Here is a 20,328-nt window from a genome sequence, read left to right on the forward strand (position 1 = left end):
AGAAGATTCTCTTTTCATGCGGATCGCCACCTTATGAACATCTGACTATTCCCGCCGTAGATCTCCGGTATTCTTTGTTTAGGTTTCACTATTGAGAGGTATGAATCTTTGGTGCCATAAAGCGAACACCAGTATGGGCCATATAGACGTCGTGGCATTACGTCCTTCGCTGTGGCACTTCACCAGCTCCATAAGTTTGTCTGTCCTAAACAGGCCACTGTGACGAAAGGATTCAGACCTAAACAGGTCGTACGCCAAGGTCTTCAAAGACGTCCTGAGATAATGGGGAAGCGGGACATGAAATCCCATTTTTTTCCGGTGGAGGATCTCATCGGGCACGATCCCTTGCAGCGCTTCGCGTAGAATATGTTTGGTCGTAAACGACCTCTTCTTGTTTGCGCGCATCTTCATATTGTCCGGCAGGGCGGCTGCCAACTCGACAAGATTGTGATCTAAGAAAGGCACCCGAAGTTCCAGAGAATGCGCCATGGTCATCTTGTCCGCCTTGAGTAAGAGGTCATCGGGCATCCATTGTTTGGTATAGACGTACAGCATCTGATCAAGGAATTCGAATGACGAAGCTCGACGGTAGCCGTCAATGACGCACTGTAAGGACGGTCGAAGATCCGTAGAGAAGGCTGGACCGTAAAGATCTACTCGCGCGCTCTCCGGGACGCCGTGCGACATATAGGGTGGACCGAATTGAAAGTAGTCGGCTAAGGGTCTATCCGCCATCGCCATGTACCGGCTGAGCCGACCCGATTTAAGCGCGTACTCATTCAGGGGACGAAGAAGAAAAGATCTGAACCACCGTGGCAGTTTCCGAAATGCTTGAGCCCGGTCCAAACCTTTTTGCGCCATCCAAAAGGAGTAGCCCGCTAACAGTTCATCGCTGCCCTCACCCGACAACACGACCTTGACCGAATCTTTTGCAAGTTGGGAGACGCAGTAGAGCGGGATTGAGGCCGGGTCCGCCATAGGTTCGTCCATATGCCATACATAGTCTTCAAGCGTGTCCCGATAAGTTTCTGGCGTAATGGCAACCTCATGATGTTCAGTATTAAACGCCTGTGCTGCCAGTCGAGCATAAGCTCGCTCGTCGATGTCAAAGCCATGGTCAGCATACCCTATAGAAAAGGTCTTGAGACGGTGGCCGGCCTGCTGGGCCACCAGTGCCGTCACACCGGTGGAATCCAGGCCACCGCTGAGAAGGATTCCGATTGGCACTTCTCCGACGAGATGAGTTCTTATCGAGTTCGTTAACTGAGAGGAAAACTCATCAACTAAATCTCGTTCGATTGCCTTGGTCTTCTTGGAATAGTCCAGGTCCCAATATTGTTGAATCCGAACAGAACCATTCAGCACGACCATCAGGTGGCCCGGTTCTAATTTCATGACATTGTGCAGGATCGTGCGGGGCGCGATCGTATAGCCCAGGGTGAGATATTCATGCAATGCCTGGAGGTTCAGTTCACGATGGAAGTCCGGCACTGCAAGCAAAGCCTTCATCTCGGATGCCAAGGCTAGACCCCGACTGCTAATCCAGTAGTACAACGGCTTAATGCCGACTCGATCGCGGGCGATGAATACTTGTTCTTTTCGGCTATCCCAAATTATAAAGGCGAACATGCCGTGCAAACGGTGCACGCATTGTTCGCCGAGATCTTCGTACAGATGCACAATAACTTCAGTGTCGCTCTGGGTCTGAAAGGCGTGCCCGTTTGCAAGCAGTTCTTCACGGAGGCGACGAAAGTTATAGATCTCGCCATTAAAGCTAATCCACACGGTTCCGTCTTCATTGCACATCGGCTGGTGTCCGCCTGACCGGTCAATGATGCTGAGTCGCCGGTGCCCTAGCCCGACATATCGATCGAGATAGCACCCGACGTCATCAGGACCGCGATGATGCATAGCTTCAACCATCGCTTCGATCACATGACGGTCGACAGCTTCTTCGGACTGATAGTTCACGATGGCCGCAATTCCACACACAATGACACCCCTATAGAATCTCAGGCTGTTGACCAAGCATCATGGCGTTAGTATTGGCAGGACCGGACGGGTCTTTGAGTCAGAGGAACGTGGATACCATAACGACACGGGCTTTCCATTGATGTCGTCCTCAAAGGCATCAAGTGTCAGTGTCGACTTAGCAGGTCGGCGCAATCTAGGCGTGCAGACGTCGTTGAGTCCTTACGTCATGATGGGAAGGTGTTTTTAAGATAGTGCGAAGCGGTAGGAGCGGAAACATGTCTATCAGGCGTGGACGTCTGCATCGGCAGATACCTTTTGCGATGTCGCATCTCTGCAACAGTCGGCGCGATATGTCACGCCCGTTATGCGAATCTCCGATGGCACCACGGTCCTTTCACCGACACGGCAGTTCAATCGCGCCTCTGCCATAGAACCGAGAGACGCGATAGCCTCCAATCCACAGAATCAGAAATCAACGGAACATCCGGGCCATAGGTGTCACCGCACCCCGCCATAGCGATGCCTGCACATGGGTTTCTCCGCTCTATGCATACGTCGTCCGGTTTTCGCAACGGTCATTACGCTCATCCTCGTTCTCGTCGGTCTCCTCTCTTTTGCGCGGCTCCCTGTTCGCGAATATCCTGATATAGACTTTCCGATCGTGTCAGTGACGACCGAGTATCCCGGGGCGAGCTCGGCATTGGTTGAAACGGATGTCACGAGGGTTCTGGAAGGATCTCTCGCAGGCATCGAAGGACTGCGAACACTCACATCAAGCAGCCGCGAAGAACAATCGCAGATCACCATTGAGTTCGACTTAAACCGGGATCTGGATGCGGCTGTCAATGACGTCAGAGACCGGGTGCTCGGTCCTCGTCGTTGGTTACCCCCAACGATTCAAGAACCGATGATTTTTAAGGCCAGGACGGATTCGCAGCCGATCATATGGCTCTCGTTGTTCAGCGAACGGCACAGCGATTTGGAAATGACTGATTTTGCCGAGCGGTATCTAAAGGACAGGTTAGCCACCATACCCGGAGTCTCGGCAGTTTGGATTTGGGGATCTCGGCGTTACGCCATCCGGATTTGGTTGGACGCTGACAGACTTGGTGCGCGCGAGCTGACCGTCCAGGACGTAGAGGAAGCGATTAGGACGGAAAACGTGGCCATCCCGTCCGGACGAATCCAGGGCGAAGGTTTGGAATTCAGTGTCCGGACGCGAGGCGAGCTGGCCACGCAGGAGCACTTCAATCGCCTGATCATTACCTATCGAGATGGATATCCGGTTCGGATTGAAGACGTTGGACACGCCGAAATAGGCGCAGAAGACGATCGAAGGTTGGTGCGGGCCAACGGTGAATCTACAGTCAGTCTGGGAGTAGTCAAACAATCGAAGGCAAATGCTTTAGCAGTCGCGCGGGCAGTTCATGGCAAATTTTCAGAACTTCAGGGCGCCCTACCGGCCGGAATGAGGTTGCAGTTAACCTCCGATCGATCGCGCCATATCGAGCAGTCCCTTCAGGAAGTGTATCTCACGATGGGCGTGTCGATCGTCCTCGTGGTGTTGGTGATTTTCCTGTTCCTCGGCAATCTTCACGCCACCATTATTCCAGCGGTCGCTATCCCTGCATCCATCCTGAGCACTTTTACACTGATGTACGCCGCGGGATTCTCCATCAACCTGCTGACCCTTTTAGGCCTCGTCTTGGCTGTGGGCCTGGTTGTTGACGATGCCATCATCGTCTTAGAGAACATCTACCGACGGGTCGAGCAGGGGCAGAGCGCAATGGCGGGCGCAATGGATGGAACCCGTGAGATCGGCTTTGCGGTGATCGCCACAACCATCTCACTGGTGACCGTCTTCGTTCCGATCGCGTTCCTTACCGATGCTACCGCTCGGCTCTTTACGGAACTTGCGCTTGCCGTCGCAGGATCGGTGTTGATTTCCGGAGTCATTGCACTCACCCTGACGCCGATGATGAGCGCGAAGCTGCTCGCCGATAGAACGCCGCATAAGAGAACCGCAGGTCGAATTGTTCTTCTGAGTCAGCGGAGTTTCGACCGGGTGGCGCAATACTACATCTTAGCATTGGGCACAGTGCTCCGCTGGAGAATGGCAATTCCCTTAATCAGTATCGGTATGGTTGCTCTAGGCATTGGTCTTTTCATACGCCTGCCCTCCGAACTGGCGCCCCTCGAGGATACCGGGGCCATGGGCGTCACCATACAAGGGCCTGAAGGAACCACTCTCGCCTATACCGATCGCTACGTTCGTGAAGTTGAGGCGCTCTATCACGATATCCCGGAAATTGAATCATACTTCAGCTGGGTCGGTAGCGGCTGGCCGATAAGTCGGGTGAACGCCGGCGGAAGCTGGGTGACATTAAAAGACTGGAACTTACGGCGGCGCAGTCAGCAGGAAATTGTTTCACTGCTTGCTGAAAAGATGGCGGAAATCCCGGGGGTCCGCGCCACCCCGTTCAATCCTCCCGCGCTCATTGCCGGCGGAAGCACAGCACCCGTTCAATTTGTCATAAGCGCATCGACCTATGAAGATGTCGAAAAATATCTCGCCATGGTGATGGAGTCGGTCACAAAGAATCGACAATTGCTCAATGTAACGTCGAATCTTGATCTGAACAAGCCCCAATTAGACGTGCATGTCAATCGCGAGAAAGCAGGTGACCTCGGTGTCTCAGTCGGTTCGGTTGGGCATACACTGGAAAGCCTGCTGGGCGGCCGGCAAGTCACACGATTCAGTCGAGACGGCATCGAATATCCCGTGATCGTCAAAGTTTCAAATCGGCATCGGGGGACACCATCTGACATCAATATGCTCCATGTACGAGGGCATAGCGGGCAGTTAGTTCAACTCAGCAATCTAGTCACGATTAACCCGACAACCGTCCCAACGGTCTTAAATCATTATGACAAGATGCGCTCAGCCATCATTAGCGCCGGTCTCGCCACTGGGTATGCATTGGGCGACGCGCTCGATTTTCTGGAACAGACCGCCCGGGATAAGCTGCCATCCACGGCAACCATTAACTATTCCGGAGAATCGAAAGCCTACAAGGAAGCCAACCAAGGCCTGTGGGTCATATTTGTCTTCAGTGTTCTCCTCATTTATCTGGTCCTGGCTGCGCAATTTGAAAGCTTCGTCCACCCATTGACGATTCTCTTCTCGGTTCTCCCGGCTTTGACCGGAGCCCTCACAGCTCTTACCATGTTCGGCGGGACTCTGAATGTTTACAGCGAAATCGGCTTCATCATGCTCGTTGGTCTCGTGAGTAAGAACGCTATTCTCATTGTGGATTTCGCGAATCAGCTGCAGGCACAAGGAGAAGACCTTTTTACGGCCATTGTGAACGCGTCTTCAAGACGGCTGCGCCCCATTCTCATGACGAGTCTCGCCACGATTCTAGGGGCGTTACCTCTGGCTCTCATGAGCGGGGCTGGAGCCATCGGCCGGGGACAACTCGGCTATGTCATCATAGCGGGGATGACGTTCTCGACAGTCCTCACGCTTTTAATGGTGCCTGCGACATACTATGCCATTGCATGCCTTGCAAGAAGCTCAGTGAAGCAAACAGTTGCAGCGATGAATTAGGTCAGCGACGTCCCACACTCTATCGTGAGAGTATTCCTCTTTATCCTGAGGGCTCGATGAAAGGCTGAGGGCACAGATGTCGCCAGAAAGACGGAGGTCTTGTCAAAAAGTGAGTAAATGAAAGTTAGGCGGCGACCTCTTAGGTCATTTTGACCCCGTCCACCAACGTGATTCTCTGATACACCGAAGGGATCAACTCCCCCATCGCCGGTAACACCCGGCTCTCAAACCTTCCCTTGCCGCGTACGCGGGCGAGTGCCGGACAGGATGGCGATCTTCAATGTGCTATTACAAGACCTAACCCCGGATTAACGGAATGACATGGTATTCGCTTTGAACCATGCCACCCGGATAGGTTCGTGTTGCGACATGACGGAGGCGGATATCGCGCGGCAGGGAGCCGAAGAGCGGGATTCCTTCGCCAATGAGCACGGGCAGGCGACTGATGATAAGGCGGTGTATGAGCCCGGCGCGCAAAAATTGCTGAATCGTAATCCCACCGTCCACGTAGAGATGCCGGGCACCGGAGGCAGCAAGCTTGGAGACAATCTCGGCCGGACGGCCGGCCATCTGTTCAACGACGCCTCCGCGCGCCTGCGCGGTGGACAGGTCGAGAGGCCGGCTACTCAGCACGACGACTCGCTTGGTGCCGTAGTACCACTTGTCGAAGGTCAAGCCTTTCTCAAACGTCTTGCGGCCCATGACGATGGCATCAATGCCGGCGATGAACTCGTTGTACCCGTACTCTGAAGCATCACCGCCGCCCTCGCCCATCAGCCAGTCCAGATCGCCGTTCAGCCGCGCGATGAAGCCGTCGAGGCTGACGCCGACAAACACCGCACATTCGGCCACATGACCAGCCTCTGCTTTCATGCCTTCAGCTCCAGGCGCCGTCATACCGCCATACTAAAGCAAAAGACGCGGCGATCTTTCAATCAACGGGCTCTTTTAATCCTACGGGAATCGGAGTCTGACCTGAGCGGCGCCGTTCCGAAGCGAGCGACGGCGCATTCTGGGGCCTCCGTCACGAGGATGTTCAACACCCTTGCCTGTGCCTACACCCAATTGAGCAAGATGCAATGGACGCCGCAGAAGGGTTGGCCTACAGCGGGGCCACCCCGAGCACATCCTCCTTAGCCTGAACGGCACAGCGCTAGGCTCGTGGCCGTCCTTGGCTGCATCGTCTGGTGCCTAGCTCCTGGCTCTATGATCTGGGTCAGGAACTTAAGGCTCCCCCGTATGACACGGGCCAGCCCTCCCCGTAGGCATCGGTGCGTTCGAAATCGGCGTCCTCCGCGCTTCTCCCCCTCGGGCGTCCGGGCCGCTCCGGCCGCCGACAGGGTGATCCGCCGTGGCTTATGGCTAACGCCTGCATGTCAGCAAAATACTGACAGACTTTCTGGCTGTCAGTGAATAAACTACGTTCCCTAAAGGCCCGCCCGCAGGTGGGCTTGCTCCCAGGCTTGTGAACGTTTCTCAAGTACGGTATTGTCTTACGCGGCACGTGGGCTCTCGTGTCCTCTGGCGGTAGGCGGCCTGCCGGCGCACGCTTATCTTCCATCGCTGAACTTATTGACCGGCGGAGAACTTTGCAAAAATCTCGGCCAATGGCGAATCTGTCGGTTAAACAAAAGCAGCCGGCAACACTCGGCGACGTCCTGTATGCCAAGTCCAAGGCGCCGGTGCCGGAGCAGGACTGGGTGGCCCTGGTCCAATGCATTGCCGCAGGTGACGAGCTCGCGCTGCATGCGCTCTACAGGAGGGCTCATCGCATCGTCTTCACCTTGACCATGCGAATCACGGCCAACCGGGAAACCGCTGAAGAACTCACCATCGACGTGTTCCATGACATCTGGCAGCGCGCCTCGCGTTACGACGCCGCGAATGGAACGGTGCTCGGCTGGGTCATGAACCAGGCGCGTTCGCGCGCGATCGACCGCCTGCGCTTCGAGAACCGGAAGAAGCGCAACCCCGACGGCGATATGCAGCTGCTGGCCGAGGTAGCTGCCGATCCGCACGAGGTACTCGAGCTGCACGAGCAGTGCGAGTCGATACACGCCGCACTGGCGGTGCTCACGGCGGACGAGCGCCAGGCGATCGAAACGACCTTCTTCGCCGGGCTTACGCACGCTGAAGCCGCCGAGCGACTGAATCAGCCGCTCGGGACCATCAAGACGCGCATTCGTTCGGCGCTGCATAAGCTGCGGAACGTGCTAGCCGTGGAAGAGGGGAAACCATGAGTACGTTCCATAGGGACCGCTGCGAACAAAGCGAGGTCACGTGCGCGTACGCTGCTCAAGCGCTAGCGCCGAGCGAAATTGCCGCGGCCGAAGCGCACATCGCCGCGTGCCCGGATTGCCAGCACGAGTTGGAAAGCCTCCGCCCGGTGGTCGCTCAATTCGTCTCCTGGCCCACCGACGTGCTGCGTCCGACGACCTCCCTGCAGGGACGCCTTGCGCGTCGCATCGCCGAGGAGACCGGCAAGCAGCCGGTACTGCCGCCGGCGCGCGAGTGGTCCGAGCCCGAATGGGAACAGGTCGCGCCTGGGATCGAATGCAAGCTGCTCGCGACGGACACAGAACGGCACCGGGTCAGCATGCTGGTGCGCCTCGCGCCCGGCGCTAGTTACCCCGCGCATACGCACGCGGGCGTCGAAGAGCTGCATCTCCTCGACGGTGAGCTGTGGATCGACGAGCGCAAGCTCTTCCCAGGCGACTACAACTACGGTGCGCCTGGGACGGGCGACCAGCGCGTCTGGAGCGAGACCGGCTGTACCTGCCTTCTCATCACCAGTACCAAAGACCTCCTTCGCTGAAGCCCCCTAGCTGCGGGATGCACCCCATAGGGCGATCACCGTGTGCGCCACTCGTGGGGATGTACGCCCACACGTAGGAAGTACTTTGGCACCGTGGCGATCTCCACCGCCGCGCGCCGGCTGAGGGTATTCTTTTGCCCTGCCCCCACCTCGGACCAATCCAAAATCTCACGTTTGACGTTTTACAGAATATGAACCCCGCATTCCCCTACAGCGGGAAATTGCTGGAGCCCCTGCTGAATTCGTAAGCGGTGGACGCAGTCAGCTAGGGATTGCGCCATAAGCCCATGAGCATGAGCCTAAACTTGAACCGTTGCGACAAGGCTGAGCTGCCGTGCGCCTACGCTTTGCAGATCCTGCCTACGAGCGAAGTTGCCGCGGCCGAAGCCCACATCGCGTCGTGCCCGGATTGTCAGCACGAGTTGGAAAGCCTCCGCCCGGTGGTCGCTCAATTCGTCTCCTGGCCCACCGACGTGCTGCGTCCGACGACCTCCCTGCAGGGACGCCTTGCGCGTCGCATCGCCGAGGAGACCGGCAAGCAGCCGGTACTGCCGCCGGCGCGCGAGTGGTCCGAGCCCGAATGGGAACAGGTCGCGCCTGGGATCGAATGCAAGCTGCTCGCGACGGACACAGAACGGCACCGGGTCAGCATGCTGGTGCGCCTCGCGCCCGGCGCTAGTTACCCCGCGCATACGCACGCGGGCGTCGAAGAGCTGCATCTCCTCGACGGTGAGCTGTGGATCGACGAGCGCAAGCTCTTCCCAGGCGACTACAACTACGGTCCGCCTGGAACGAGCGACGACCGCGTCTGGAGCGAGACCGGCTGTACCTGCCTTCTCATCACCAGTACCACGGACGTTCTGTGTTGACCATGGAATATGACGACAAGTCTGAGAACATTGGAGTGCCTGACATGCCAACACGGCTGTTAATGATAATGCGGCGACAACGCCTGGACAGAGATGTTTCTGCAGACTTTGCAAGCTTGACAGGCTAGACTCTCAATCCCTCTAGGAGCGCACCATGAACCCTCTGGAATTGTCAGGTCCGTTGCCACTTGGTCGAACCCATATTGCCCGCACTGTTGCCCGCGCAGACCACCTTGTTCAGTTCTATGAGAACGAGGAGTTTCTTTTAGACGCGCTAAGCGGCTACATCGGCCCTGGTCTTCTAGCGGGTGAAGTATGCATCGTCATAGCGACAGAGCCGCATAGAAACGGGCTTGAAGCGCGCTTGCAGCGGTCTGGCATTGATCTCCCAAGCATCGTATCAAGCAATCAGTACATCGCGTTGGATGCAGAACGCACCCTGGCGACGTTTATGGTCGATGGGCAGCCTAATCCTCACCGATTCGCAACCGTGATTGGAACTCTCCTTGAGCGAGCCATAGCAGGAGGTCACCCGGTTCGAGCCTTCGGGGAAATGGTCGCGCTGCTGTGGGGTCAGGGGAAGAGAACTGCAGCTACTCGCCTAGAAGAACTCTGGAATGATCTCGGGGAAAAGCAGCGGTTCTCACTATTCTGTGCCTATCCGATGAGCGGCTTTCAACACGCGACAGACACTCCGTCTTTCATGGATATTTGTACTAAGCACAGTGAAGTCATTCCCGATAAGCAGTACGTGGACCAATTCTCCTGCAGTAACCCCGAACGAATTATTGGGCTTCTTCAACAGAGAACAGCGGCTCTTGAGGCGGAGAACGCGGAACGGAAGAAGGTAGAAGAGCGGCTCGCGTGTCGGGAAAAGGAACTTGTCGATTTTCTGGAGAACTTTGTTATCGCGATACACCAGGTTGGACCGGACGGAACAATTCTTTGGGCCAATAAGGCCGAGTTGCAGCTTCTCGGGTATGCCGCCGACGAGTACATTGGTCGTCGGATTCAAGAATTCCATGTTGATCGTGACGTCATCGAAAAGATACTCGCGAAGCTTTTGCAAGGTGAGGCAGTCTATGGCGCCGCTACTCGAGTAATTTGCAAAGACGGTTCGATCAAAGATGTGCTGATCCACTCTAACGGCTTATTCAGGGATGGCAAATTCGTGCACACTCGCTGTTTTACTCAGGACGTCACCGAATGCCGACGAGCAGAGCAGGAAATGCAACGTCTGAACCAAGAACTGAAGAACAACGTTCAGGCATTGGAGCACTCTCAAGTTGAACTCTGCGAGAAACTCGTTGATCTGGAGCGGTTCCATGATGTAGCGGTTGGACGAGAACTGAAAATGATCGAGCTAGAAAAAGAGGTGAGACGCTTAAAGCAGTTTGAACCGCGGTGCCGGACTTGATTATCTCAGCTCGTGAGATGCAAATACGACGGCGGCCAGCCCGACCACGAGAGTCGTTGTGCAGTGGTCGGGCAGCTTCAAGCGATCAGTCTGGGATCTCCGCTTCGACCAGTTTCCCGAGAAGGATCAGCGATTCTTGCCAGCCCAGATAGCATGCCTCGGCAGGAATCACGTCGGGCACACCTTCTTGCAGAATATTCACTTCGGTTCCACAAAATACCTTCTTCAACGTGACCGCCACCCGAATTTCTCCCGGCAGGTTCGGATCGTCGAAGTTGTCCGTGTAGCGAATACATTCATGCGGCACGAGTTCGAGATACTGACCGCCAAAGGAGTGGCTCTTGCCGGTGGTGAAATTGGCAAACGACATCTTGAACGTGCCACCGACCTTGGGATCCAGATGATGGACCTTGCCGGTAAATCCATTCGGCGGCAGCCATTTCGCCATGGCATCCGCATCAAGGAACGCCCGGTAAATCCTTTCCGGCGAGGCCCGAAACACACGATGCAATCGAATCGTATTCGTTCCCACGATTTATTCTCCTTTCCGTAGCCTAGACCCACGGCTCGCTCAGGGCTTCTCGTATTCGTCGTGGCGTTGCCACCAGACTCCCGTCTCGTTGCGGCCCTTTGGGGCGCGGTCGAGCCATTGGTACATGCCCCAAAGGCCGTCAACTCCGCGCGCATAGGTGGAATAAGTGTGAAAGACGACCCCGCCGTCGAGCGCGAACGCGCTCATGCCTGGTCTCTCGCGCAGATACGTGGCGGGATCAGTCCCGCTCATCGCGGCGAAAGTCACAGCCCCCTCCCCAGCGCCTTCCCATGGTCCCTCGCGCTCGTAGTTGTATTCGATCTCTCCGTCGCGCTGTTGCTCATTGGTGAAACCGACGGCGAAGTCGAAATTGAAGTCGTTGCTGAACGAGGACGCCCAGGGAAACGTCCACCCCATTCGTCGCTTGTACGCCTGCAGCTTCGCGAGCGGCGCTCGCGACACGGCCCATAGCATTACGTCATGGTTGGCCAGATGCACGACGAATCCGTTGAAGCCATCCGCGATCGCCGAGCAGGACGGGCAGCCAGCGGTGTAGTCGGGCCCAAACATGAAGTGGTAGACCAGGAGCTGCGAGCGCCCACGGAAAAGGTCCGCCAGCGAGGCGGTCCCCTCGTCGGTCTCAAACCGATAGTTCTTGTCAATGCGAACCCACGGCAGTTCCTGCCGCCGCCGGGACAACTCATCGCTGCTCCGCGTGAGTTCCTTCTCCGCCTTGAGCAGCTCAAGCCGCGCTGCGAGCCAGTCCTCGCGTGACACCACGTTCGGATGTTCTCTCGTACTCTTGGTCATGAGAAGCCTCCTTTGATCTGAGTTGTAGGCGATTGTCTTTGCGCTGTTCAGGCGCATGAATTCTCTTTTTGACGAGAGCAGCCATGCCGCCCGCCGAGGCCGCACTTGCCGCAATCAGTGCCAGAGTTGTCAGACATACCGGACACATACGGTCCCCCTTACAATGCTTCCGCAGGCCGGCTGCTGCCTGGAAAGTCCCTGACCGGCCGCACTTCCAGGCTGCCGAACCGCGCGGATGGAAACTTCGAGGCCACCTGGATGGCCTCGTTGAGGTCTCGGGCCTCGATCAGAAAAAAGCCACCGATCTGCTCCTTCGTTTCAGCAAAGGGACCATCGGTCACGGATAGCTTGTCGTTTCGGACTCGGACGGTCATGGCCGTCTGAACTGATTCGAGTTGCTCCACCGCAATGAGGTGCCCCCTCTTCTTCAGCGCCTCGCAGTAAGCCATGGTCTCTTCCATCATGGCGACGCACTCGCTTTTAGACATGGAGTCTTGCTTGTTCTCTTCGTGGCAACAGAGGAGCAGATATTTCATGGTTTAGAATCTCCCAATTGATGATGAAACGCTGTTCTTGTCTGATAGTCGCTCCTGATGAGCAAAATCGACATCGAGGTGCGGATTCGACAAGCACAGATCATTTCAATGACTTATGAAACGGCTTGGGCAGCGGGTCGAAAGGCATCCAGACTCTTTTTAACGACAAGCCAGGAGAGACCTTGATGTACTGTCGCACCGATCTTTGGGAGAAGAATCCGACCTGACTATGGCGTGTTCTGACAAGCGCGACAGCAATGCCCTGAGAATATGAAGCCGAGGCCCTTCGCATGCGGGACCGGATGTGTGATTGCAAGACTGAGGTGGCCCGAAATTACGAGAAACGTGGAGCCGAGTTCCGAGTGGTCACGCGGATCAGAACATCATCTCTTGCAGTGCCAACAGGCAGACCCATCATCGTTCCATCCGCTGCAACCTTCAGATCGCCCTCGATGTTTGATTGCAAGACCTGACCCTTTACCTCGAGTCCTGTATGCAGCCAAACGGAAAGTTGACACCAAACCTTGATGAACGACGGGCGAGAAAGATGGGCTGCCGATTCTTGCGACGCTTGGATTACGTGCTGCGGATAAGCGGCGAGACTGAGACGAGGCGGACGAGCCATAACCCGAAAGGTCCGCGTGCGACTCTGACCCTATTTTCGACCTCGAAATCGCGGCTTTTGCCGACGCTGTGAATGTCGCCGCATGTATCCTGACGAACTGCTGCACGCTCAGCGGCCTTTGTCCCGTTAGCATGAGCACGTCGTCCGACATCCCGTCGTAGCGTCCCGCGCGGTCAAGCCGCGCTCGATCAGGCCGTCCCGCCACGGCTCTACCAGAATGGGATTTGCCATTTTTTTCCTCCTCTGCGTTTTGCCTCTTACGCGGAGGATTCCAGTTTGGACAAGACGGTGGGCAGAAATTCGGCAACCGTAGGATGGATGTGCATTGCACGCTGTATGATCGTATAGGGCGCTTGTGCATACATAACATCCAGCAAAACGTGTATGACTTCATCGCCTCCAGTTCCAAGGATCGCCGCACCCAGGATCTGTTTTGTGTCTGCATCAACAGTCACTTTGATGAAGCCTTGCGTTTCTCCCTTCTCAACGGCCCGGCTTACTCGCTGCATGGGATACTTTGCAACCAGCGTGTGGCGGCCGGACTTTCGAATATCAGCATCTGTCATCCCGCAGCGCCCGAGCGGCGGATCGATGAAGAGAGCATAGGTCTGGATTCGATCTGAAACGCGGCGGTGGTCTCCATTCAGAAGATTGTCCGCAACGATCTCATAATCATTGTAAGAAGTATGCGTAAATGCACCGCGGCCATTACAATCGCCAAGCGCCCAAATCCCTGGGACATTCGTACTCAGTTCCTCATCCACGACAATGTAGCCTCGTTCGTCGGTGACAATTCCGGCCTTGTCCAGCCCCAAATCTTGTGTGTTGGGAATACGTCCTACGGCGAGCAGAAGATGGGTGCCCAGCATCTCCGGTGGCCCTTCCTCGCAGCTCACACCAGCGAGGACTTTGTCGCCATCCCGTGCCATCGAAACGCACGTCGCATTTAACCGGATGCCCATACCCTCCGCCTCTAAAATCTCCTGGACGTTCTCGGAGACGTCCTCATCTTCCCGCCCTATGAGTCGGGTTCCCATCTCGATGATCGTGACCTCGCTTCCGAACCGGCGATACATCTGGCCGAATTCAAGCCCGATGTAACTCCCACCAACAATGACAAGATGCTCCGGCAAAAAGTCGACATCCATCATCGATGAGTTTGTGAGAAATGGGACATCCTGAATTCCCGGCATCGCGGGAACCGAGGCGCGTCCGCCAACGTTGATGAAAATTTTGTCGGCTTGCAGGACTTCATCGTTGACCACGACGGTGCGGGACGACTGAAATCGGGCATGGCCTTGGATCACCGTACAATTTTTGAGCCCTCGCAACCATTCCTCTACGTCCCTGGTCGACCGCCCGGTAACCTCATCCTTGCGGGCTTTAACACGCTTCATATCGACGCGGACATCGCCATTGACAGCAAAACCATATTCGGCGCCTCGACGAGCAACATGGACGGCGTAGGCACTGGCAACGAGCGTCTTTGTCGGTATACACCCCGTATTCACACATGTGCCACCAAACTTGTGGCGTTCAATAATGGCGACTGCCATGCCGGCGTCCGCAAACCGCGCAGCCAAAGACGGGCCTGCCTGGCCGGTCCCTATGATGACGGCGTCGAAATGTCGCGACACGAGGCACCTCGTTTAAGGAAGATGGCTGGGCCACCTTCGGCGAGCGCACCGGCACAGTGCTCGCCGGACAGGCCGTCGCAGACAACGATCACGTCGCAGTCGCTTACGTCGGCAGCTCCGTCCCAGCCTGCTCCGCCACCATATACGCGGCGTACCAGTCGGGCCAGTTCTCGTCGCGGTGCCCGATGCGCTTTTCGTGCTGTCCGTGAGCGGCCTCGGCACGCCGAAAGGCACTCGCCAGATCGTTCGCCGATCCGAAGGTCGTTGTCGCGGAGTCGATGCGACCGGGCAGGCGCATTGTGACTTCCTGCAACAACCAGCCGTTGCTGTCAGGGTCACTGAACGAGGCGAACGAGCGATAGCTGCCATGTTCGGCATCCGGACCGTTGAGCCGGATTCGCCCAAACAGGTAAGGCTCATCTTTTCCGGCGTACACGCCGCTGGCGCCGTGGAACACCTCGCTAACCTTGACGCCGCGATCGAACAGTTCTTTGCGGGCGGCCTCGATATCGGACACGATCAGATACAAGCCCTTGGCGGAGCCGGGTGTCGCCGCGGTGACATTCTTGCCGAAGATGACCGAACACCCCGAGCCAGGCGGCGTGAACTGGATCCCGCGCCAGTCGTCACCGGCGGCGAAGTCGGCGTCGAGCCGCCACCCGAGCCTCTGGTAGAACCTCCTTGGCACGGTCGACATCCGAGACGGGGATGACGACCACCTCGAGCTTCATGTCCATTTTCGCGGCGATCGCATCGCTGATCGCGTCGTTACTACGGACTTCGTTGATCTTCATGACTTGCCTCCTGAGTTGTGTCGTCTCTTTGTTTCCTTTGTGGTCGAGCAGAGTGGCCGATCATTTCGTTTCTCGAATCGGCATTTTCTGCGTTCATCTGTTCGTGCTCGAACGAAAAGTCCGGCGTGTGCACACTGATCACTACCTTTACGCGCAGGCTGCCGCCGTCCAGGGCCTCAAGTTGAACCAGCATTGTGCCGCAGAGAGATGGGAACTCACCTTCAATGTGTCATCGAACCGCTGCAGCGCCGTCTACTGCATCACAGTTTTGCCCTTCACTAAGATCGGGCCTCGATCGCGCTGCCGACGATCGCAGCGAGGAAGACCTATTTTGCATGCTTGCCTTGCAGTTCGGAAAGCTTCGCGGTGTGGTGGAAACATAATCGGCGTCCTCATGGCGCTCTGCGCCAGCTCGAAGCGCGCCGACACCAGTTGTTGTTCGATGAGAGGCGCTGGCTAACCCGTGGTGTGAAGGTAGGAGGACCATGCGCGCGCGTCAAGGTAATTAATTCCCGGCACAAGGCGAGAGTTCGACCTACACCATCTGGAGTATTGAGGAGAGACGCTCACTCTTCGAATCGAAGAAGCTAGAAGCAGAAGGTGTGTTTGCTGGGCGGTGGCGGAAAGTTGCCGAAGAGATGGTCAGAATAAAGGGCTCGGCGGCAAGACGCTAAAAAGCGATTTTCACGCGGGACTTAGGATTGGCATCCATCGCACAGATCTCGTTAGCTTTACTCTTTTGGCATCCGCACATGCTCCGGCCGCACGCCGATCCCGATGAGTCGGGCCGGAATGCGCCGGAGAATTGGAAACTGCGCCAGCATTCGCAGCGCGAGCGGAAGCGCGAGCCCATCCGTGCGGCTCAACACTCGGCTGATGACCCGATTCTGAACGATGAGCTGCAGTCGCTGTGTGACCCGGGTCGCCCACTCGCGCCGGCGTTGGATGCAGCGCAGAGATTCAGTCGTCAGCCGACCCTCACGAAGCGGTGCGCCCAAGAGATTCGCCGTGGCGATCGCGTTCTGAATTGCAAGATTGATCCCGACTCCACCAACCGGAGACATAGCGTGCGGCATCGCCGATACACAGCAGGCCCGGCCGAGACCATTCGCGAAGGCGATCGACTGTGACCGTCAGCAGCTTGATGCCATCTCAATCCGTGAGTTCGTTGACACGGTGCTCGGCAAACGGTGCGAGCTGCGCGACGGTCGTCCGGAACGCAGGCAGACCTTCGGCATGGAGGCGTTCCACAGATCCTTTCGGGATCACGAACCCGCACTGCTAGTAGTCCCCACGGTTCAGCATGATGAAGATCCGTCCCGATTCAAACCGTCCGACGGGACTGTCAGGATCCTCGACAGCCCGGGACAGTCGGAAGCACAACACATCCATCGGGACGCCGAGATTATCAACGCGCAGGCTGGCTTGAGTCCGAACAACGGAGTGGCGGCCATCTGCACCGACCACAAGGCCGGTGTGCACTTCCATCTCCCCGTCCGTTTTTCTCGCGCGCACCGCGACCACTCGACCGTCCTGCTCGAAGAGCTCGCTGACTTCGCCCTCCATTCGCAGCGTGAAGGTCGGATAACGGGATGCCTGACCGGCAAGGAAATTAAGAAAGTCCCACTGCGGCATAAAGGCGATGTACGGACACCGGACCGGCAAAGGGGAGAAATCGGCCACGGTTACCGAGAATCCGTCGAATATACCGTTGATCTGGGAAGCCTTCTGGTGCGGAAGCTTCAGCAAATCATCTAGCGGCATGCATCATCTCCAGTGTAGAGGGATGGACGGTGTCCCCGCGGAAGTCGCGGAGGAAATCGGCGTGCTTCTCGAGCCACGACGACCGACACTCCGGCGCGGGCCTGATCAAGCCGAGCATCATCCCGGCCAGCCCACCGCAGACAATGCAGCATTGAGTTGAGATCTTCTCTGCAGTCAGTTCCACGAGTCGAGGTTGGTTTAGAGATCAACTCCGAGGCGTCTGATATCAGATCGTCGTATCCCGTCCATATCTGGCTATGCTGCCTCTCCATTCAGCGTCCAAGCCAATGCAAACTCTAGAGCATAAGTGGCGCCGTTTCAAAGCGAGCGACGGCCCAATCTTGCGTCTCCGTCACGAGGGTGTTCAGCACCCTGGCGGCGTCCTATACTCACATGAGCAAGATGCAATGGATGGCTTCAGAATGGCTGGCCCTATAGTGTCGGTGAGTGAATCGTCGCGATTGGCGGGACCCGAGGCGTCTTCGTTCAGACCGCGCGTCTAAAGACAACCTTACGGTTTTTGAACCGTTCTGATCACGACCAGTTTATCCGCTCCGGACTCGGCGCCCCAGACCTCACGAGGCCGCCCTAGTAATTGCCGCACCTGAGCGTTAGGCGAGGGAATGGGAAAGTTTTCAAAGCGCTCATATGAGGGATCGAACCGTACCAACGCATTACTCCCGAAGTCGGTCAACCAGACCTTGTCGGTCTCATCGACGTAGACCGCATAGGCGCCTGGCTTGCTGCCGGGCAGATGCCATTCCTGCCAGGACCTCTCGGCAGGCGAATATCGAGCGATATTTCCCACGTTCCATTCGCTGACCCAGAGATTGCCTTTCGAATCCGCCCAGACTCGCCGTGTGCCGGCCTTCGGGGTGGGCGGTTCGAAGACCGTGACCTGGCCCGTTCGCCATCGATCCGCCCCAGATAGCTTCCTGCGAGCGAGACGAAATAGACGGTACCGTCCGGTGCGGTCGTAATGCCATACGGACCGACACCCTTCGGGGCATCGAACACCTCCAGTTTCTCATCCTCTGGATTGAGGCGCCCGTACACGCCACTTTGGCCGGTGAACCAAAGCCGTCCACCCCGATCGAACGTCGCCGTATTGAGGTTCGCCCCTTTCCGATCCGCTGGGAGGGGGAAGACCTTGACGGTTTCGGTTTTGGGATCCACGCGGACAATGGCATTGAGGCCACCATCCGTGATCCAGGGCGCACCGTCTAGACCCACGATGACGCCATGCGGCCGCGATCCCGTTCCCAGCAGGATGCGATGGACGTGGCCGCTCGCGGGATCCAACCGGCCCAACTCGCCGGAAGCCTGACCCACATACCAGACACTGCCATCCGGCGCCGGCGCGACATCGTGCGGGTGCGAGCCGGCAGGGACAGCGTACTCCTGCATCGACTCGCCACGCATGGTCGATATGTCAGGGAGCGCGTGGTCATTGACCAGCCCCAGCAGAAGCACGCTAGCCGTCACAACAAAACCATGTCGACCTGCCCAAGTCATCTTTGCCTCTTCATGCGACTTGGAAGAAAACCTCCACTCGGCGGGTGGCTATCCAAAGGACTTGCCCCTTTTCCTGTTCTGCTTGTTAAGCTAACACTGGGACGCCGTTGACTTCTTCTTTGGACACGAAGAGGAGAGTGCGTTCATGAGTGTTGAGACGGTCACCGTTGAGCCTGAGGCCAATTTCCTGGCCGCGCATCCATACTGGGCCGGGCTGCTGTTGGGCGTGGCTACGGTCCCGGTGTTTATTTTGCTCTCGGAACCCCTGGCTCAGCAATGGGGTGCACTCCTGCTCGCTATGATTGGCGGAGCCTATGTCGGGTTCGCCGCACGGGACGGCCGTCCGAGCGCGAACATCATCGAGCTGGTTGGCGGCCTGGCATTCGGAGTCATCGGGCTTGTGGGGCTGCAGCTCAATCCGCTCTTGATCGCCGGAGGATACGTAGCCCATGGGTTTTGGGACCTCTTTCATCACCGCCACGGCCCTTACGCCGATACGCCGCATTGGTACATCCCCTTCTGTGTTGTGTACGACTGGATCGTTGGGGCATTCTTACTGATTTGGTGGTGGTGAGACTGCTAGTCGTCCCTCGCGCGGCGGGACCGAATGAACCGCACCAGGCGTTTTCGGGGGGAAGTTCTGGCGACCAGTACTTTATCGGTCCTTGATCCGCGCCCCAACATCCCTACGCCCGATCCTCCCTGATGAGGTAGGCGCATTCCAGCAGACGGGTGAGCCCCTTGTCACGAAAACGCGGATTGTCGGCCAGCACATCCTGCGCGCCCAGCCGCTCGACGCGCGCATCGGCGAACAGCCTATGCACCTCACTCTCCGCCACCGAGAACGGCGGCCCCTGCATCTGCTCCTGCGGATATTCTAGCGTGACGAGCAGCGTCCGGCGTGCACCGGGCAACAGCCGATCGAGGTGCGCGACGTAGTCGGCACGCCGCTCGGGCGACAGGGCAATCAGCGCGGCGCGGTCGTACACGGCGTGTACGCCGGCGAGGTGCGCGGGTGTGAGCGCGAAGTAGTTACCACTCAGAATTCGGATCGGGCCGCTCTCCCAGACCGCGAATGCGCCTTCTTTGCGGGTCCGGGGCGTCAATTCCTGCTCGGCGAAAAAACTCTTCACCGCGATCGGACTAAGTTCGACGCCCAGAACGTGCGCGCCCTGGTCGGCCAACCAGCGCAGATCCACGCTCTTGCCGCACAGCGGCACGAACACGGTCTGCCCCGGCGTCAGCCCCAGGAGTTCATAGTGACCCGCCAGATAGGCGTTGACCTGGCCTTCATGAAAGCCGATCTGGTTCGATGCCCAACGTTGGTGCCAGAATTCCGATTCCATGTCCGCCTCCCAATAGTGCTATCAGACACAATGCAATTGGCGCAAACTATAGCTACACTATTCCCTTCTCTGAGTTCTAGCCCG

Annotated in this window: 16 protein-coding genes and 2 pseudogenes; 6 read left to right on the forward strand and 12 right to left on the reverse strand. The window is 57.2% G+C overall.

Annotation, left to right across the window (positions count from 1 at the left end; translation table 11 throughout):
• Positions 1 to 78: 78 nt before the first annotated feature.
• Positions 79 to 1,992 (reverse strand): asparagine synthase (glutamine-hydrolyzing), encoded by a 1,914-nt coding sequence (gene asnB / locus ACWHYZ_RS13950; RefSeq protein WP_447983295.1) that lies wholly within the window; start codon positions 1,990 to 1,992, stop codon positions 79 to 81.
• A 511-nt stretch (positions 1,993 to 2,503) separates the two neighbouring features.
• On the opposite strand from asnB, the gene ACWHYZ_RS13955 reads away from it, so the two are divergent.
• Positions 2,504 to 5,584 carry an efflux RND transporter permease subunit gene (locus ACWHYZ_RS13955; RefSeq protein WP_447983296.1) on the forward strand — a complete coding sequence of 1,027 codons (3,081 nt, stop codon included), beginning with the start codon at positions 2,504 to 2,506 and terminating at the stop codon, positions 5,582 to 5,584.
• Positions 5,585 to 5,881: 297 nt separating this feature from the next.
• Here the strand turns inward: ACWHYZ_RS13955 and ACWHYZ_RS13960 are convergent, their stop codons facing one another.
• Entirely contained in the window at positions 5,882 to 6,457 is a 576-nt protein-coding gene (locus ACWHYZ_RS13960) for a dihydrofolate reductase family protein (protein ID WP_447983297.1), read from the reverse strand.
• 734 nt (positions 6,458 to 7,191) lie between these two features.
• On the opposite strand from ACWHYZ_RS13960, the gene ACWHYZ_RS13965 reads away from it, so the two are divergent.
• The 4 genes from ACWHYZ_RS13965 to ACWHYZ_RS13980 all read left to right on the forward strand — a co-directional run bounded on the left by ACWHYZ_RS13965 (position 7,192) and on the right by ACWHYZ_RS13980 (position 10,685).
• Complete coding sequence (locus ACWHYZ_RS13965; protein ID WP_447983298.1) at positions 7,192 to 7,824, forward strand: sigma-70 family RNA polymerase sigma factor; 633 nt, start codon at positions 7,192 to 7,194, stop codon at positions 7,822 to 7,824.
• Positions 7,821 to 8,399, forward strand: coding sequence for a cupin domain-containing protein (locus tag ACWHYZ_RS13970; protein WP_447983299.1), 579 nt, complete (start codon positions 7,821 to 7,823; stop codon positions 8,397 to 8,399). The genes ACWHYZ_RS13965 and ACWHYZ_RS13970 overlap by 4 nt, the downstream gene beginning before the upstream one ends.
• A gap of 305 nt (positions 8,400 to 8,704) precedes the next feature.
• Positions 8,705 to 9,268 (forward strand): cupin domain-containing protein, encoded by a 564-nt coding sequence (locus ACWHYZ_RS13975; RefSeq protein WP_447983300.1) that lies wholly within the window; start codon positions 8,705 to 8,707, stop codon positions 9,266 to 9,268.
• Between the two features lie 154 nt (positions 9,269 to 9,422).
• Positions 9,423 to 10,685 (forward strand): MEDS domain-containing protein, encoded by a 1,263-nt coding sequence (locus ACWHYZ_RS13980; protein WP_447983301.1) that lies wholly within the window; start codon positions 9,423 to 9,425, stop codon positions 10,683 to 10,685.
• An 85-nt stretch (positions 10,686 to 10,770) separates the two neighbouring features.
• Here the strand turns inward: ACWHYZ_RS13980 and ACWHYZ_RS13985 are convergent, their stop codons facing one another.
• The 9 genes and pseudogenes from ACWHYZ_RS13985 to ACWHYZ_RS14025 form a co-directional block, all read right to left on the reverse strand.
• Positions 10,771 to 11,217 carry an SRPBCC family protein gene (locus ACWHYZ_RS13985; protein WP_447983302.1) on the reverse strand — a complete coding sequence of 149 codons (447 nt, stop codon included), beginning with the start codon at positions 11,215 to 11,217 and terminating at the stop codon, positions 10,771 to 10,773.
• Between the two features lie 39 nt (positions 11,218 to 11,256).
• Positions 11,257 to 12,027 carry a DUF899 domain-containing protein gene (locus ACWHYZ_RS13990; protein ID WP_447983303.1) on the reverse strand — a complete coding sequence of 257 codons (771 nt, stop codon included), beginning with the start codon at positions 12,025 to 12,027 and terminating at the stop codon, positions 11,257 to 11,259.
• 158 nt (positions 12,028 to 12,185) lie between these two features.
• Complete coding sequence (locus tag ACWHYZ_RS13995; protein WP_447983304.1) at positions 12,186 to 12,563, reverse strand: YciI family protein; 378 nt, start codon at positions 12,561 to 12,563, stop codon at positions 12,186 to 12,188.
• 882 nt (positions 12,564 to 13,445) lie between these two features.
• Positions 13,446 to 14,825 (reverse strand): FAD-containing oxidoreductase, encoded by a 1,380-nt coding sequence (locus ACWHYZ_RS14000; protein ID WP_447983305.1) that lies wholly within the window; start codon positions 14,823 to 14,825, stop codon positions 13,446 to 13,448.
• 103 nt (positions 14,826 to 14,928) lie between these two features.
• Positions 14,929 to 15,619, reverse strand: a pseudogene (locus tag ACWHYZ_RS14005) (VOC family protein).
• A 731-nt stretch (positions 15,620 to 16,350) separates the two neighbouring features.
• Complete coding sequence (locus ACWHYZ_RS14010; RefSeq protein ID WP_447983306.1) at positions 16,351 to 16,695, reverse strand: FAD-dependent monooxygenase; 345 nt, start codon at positions 16,693 to 16,695, stop codon at positions 16,351 to 16,353.
• A gap of 205 nt (positions 16,696 to 16,900) precedes the next feature.
• Positions 16,901 to 17,383: an FAD-dependent monooxygenase gene (locus tag ACWHYZ_RS14015; RefSeq protein ID WP_447983307.1), complete on the reverse strand. Its 483-nt coding sequence runs from the start codon at positions 17,381 to 17,383 to the stop codon at positions 16,901 to 16,903.
• Positions 17,370 to 17,504, reverse strand: coding sequence for a hypothetical protein (locus tag ACWHYZ_RS14020; protein ID WP_447983308.1), 135 nt, complete (start codon positions 17,502 to 17,504; stop codon positions 17,370 to 17,372). Before ACWHYZ_RS14020 ends, ACWHYZ_RS14015 begins: the two co-directional genes overlap by 14 nt.
• A gap of 390 nt (positions 17,505 to 17,894) precedes the next feature.
• Positions 17,895 to 18,805: pseudogene (locus tag ACWHYZ_RS14025) on the reverse strand (Vgb family protein).
• Positions 18,806 to 19,043: 238 nt separating this feature from the next.
• Between ACWHYZ_RS14025 and ACWHYZ_RS14030 the strand changes: the two are divergent.
• Positions 19,044 to 19,472, forward strand: a complete 429-nt coding sequence (locus ACWHYZ_RS14030) for a DUF6010 family protein (RefSeq protein ID WP_447983309.1) — start codon at positions 19,044 to 19,046, stop codon at positions 19,470 to 19,472.
• 112 nt (positions 19,473 to 19,584) lie between these two features.
• On the opposite strand, the gene ACWHYZ_RS14035 is transcribed toward ACWHYZ_RS14030, so the two are convergent.
• On the reverse strand, positions 19,585 to 20,244 hold the full coding sequence (locus ACWHYZ_RS14035) for a thiopurine S-methyltransferase (protein WP_447983310.1): 660 nt from the start codon (positions 20,242 to 20,244) through the stop codon (positions 19,585 to 19,587).
• Between the last annotated feature and the right edge of the window lie 84 nt (positions 20,245 to 20,328).

The organism is Nitrospira sp. Nam74 (genome assembly GCF_965152615.1).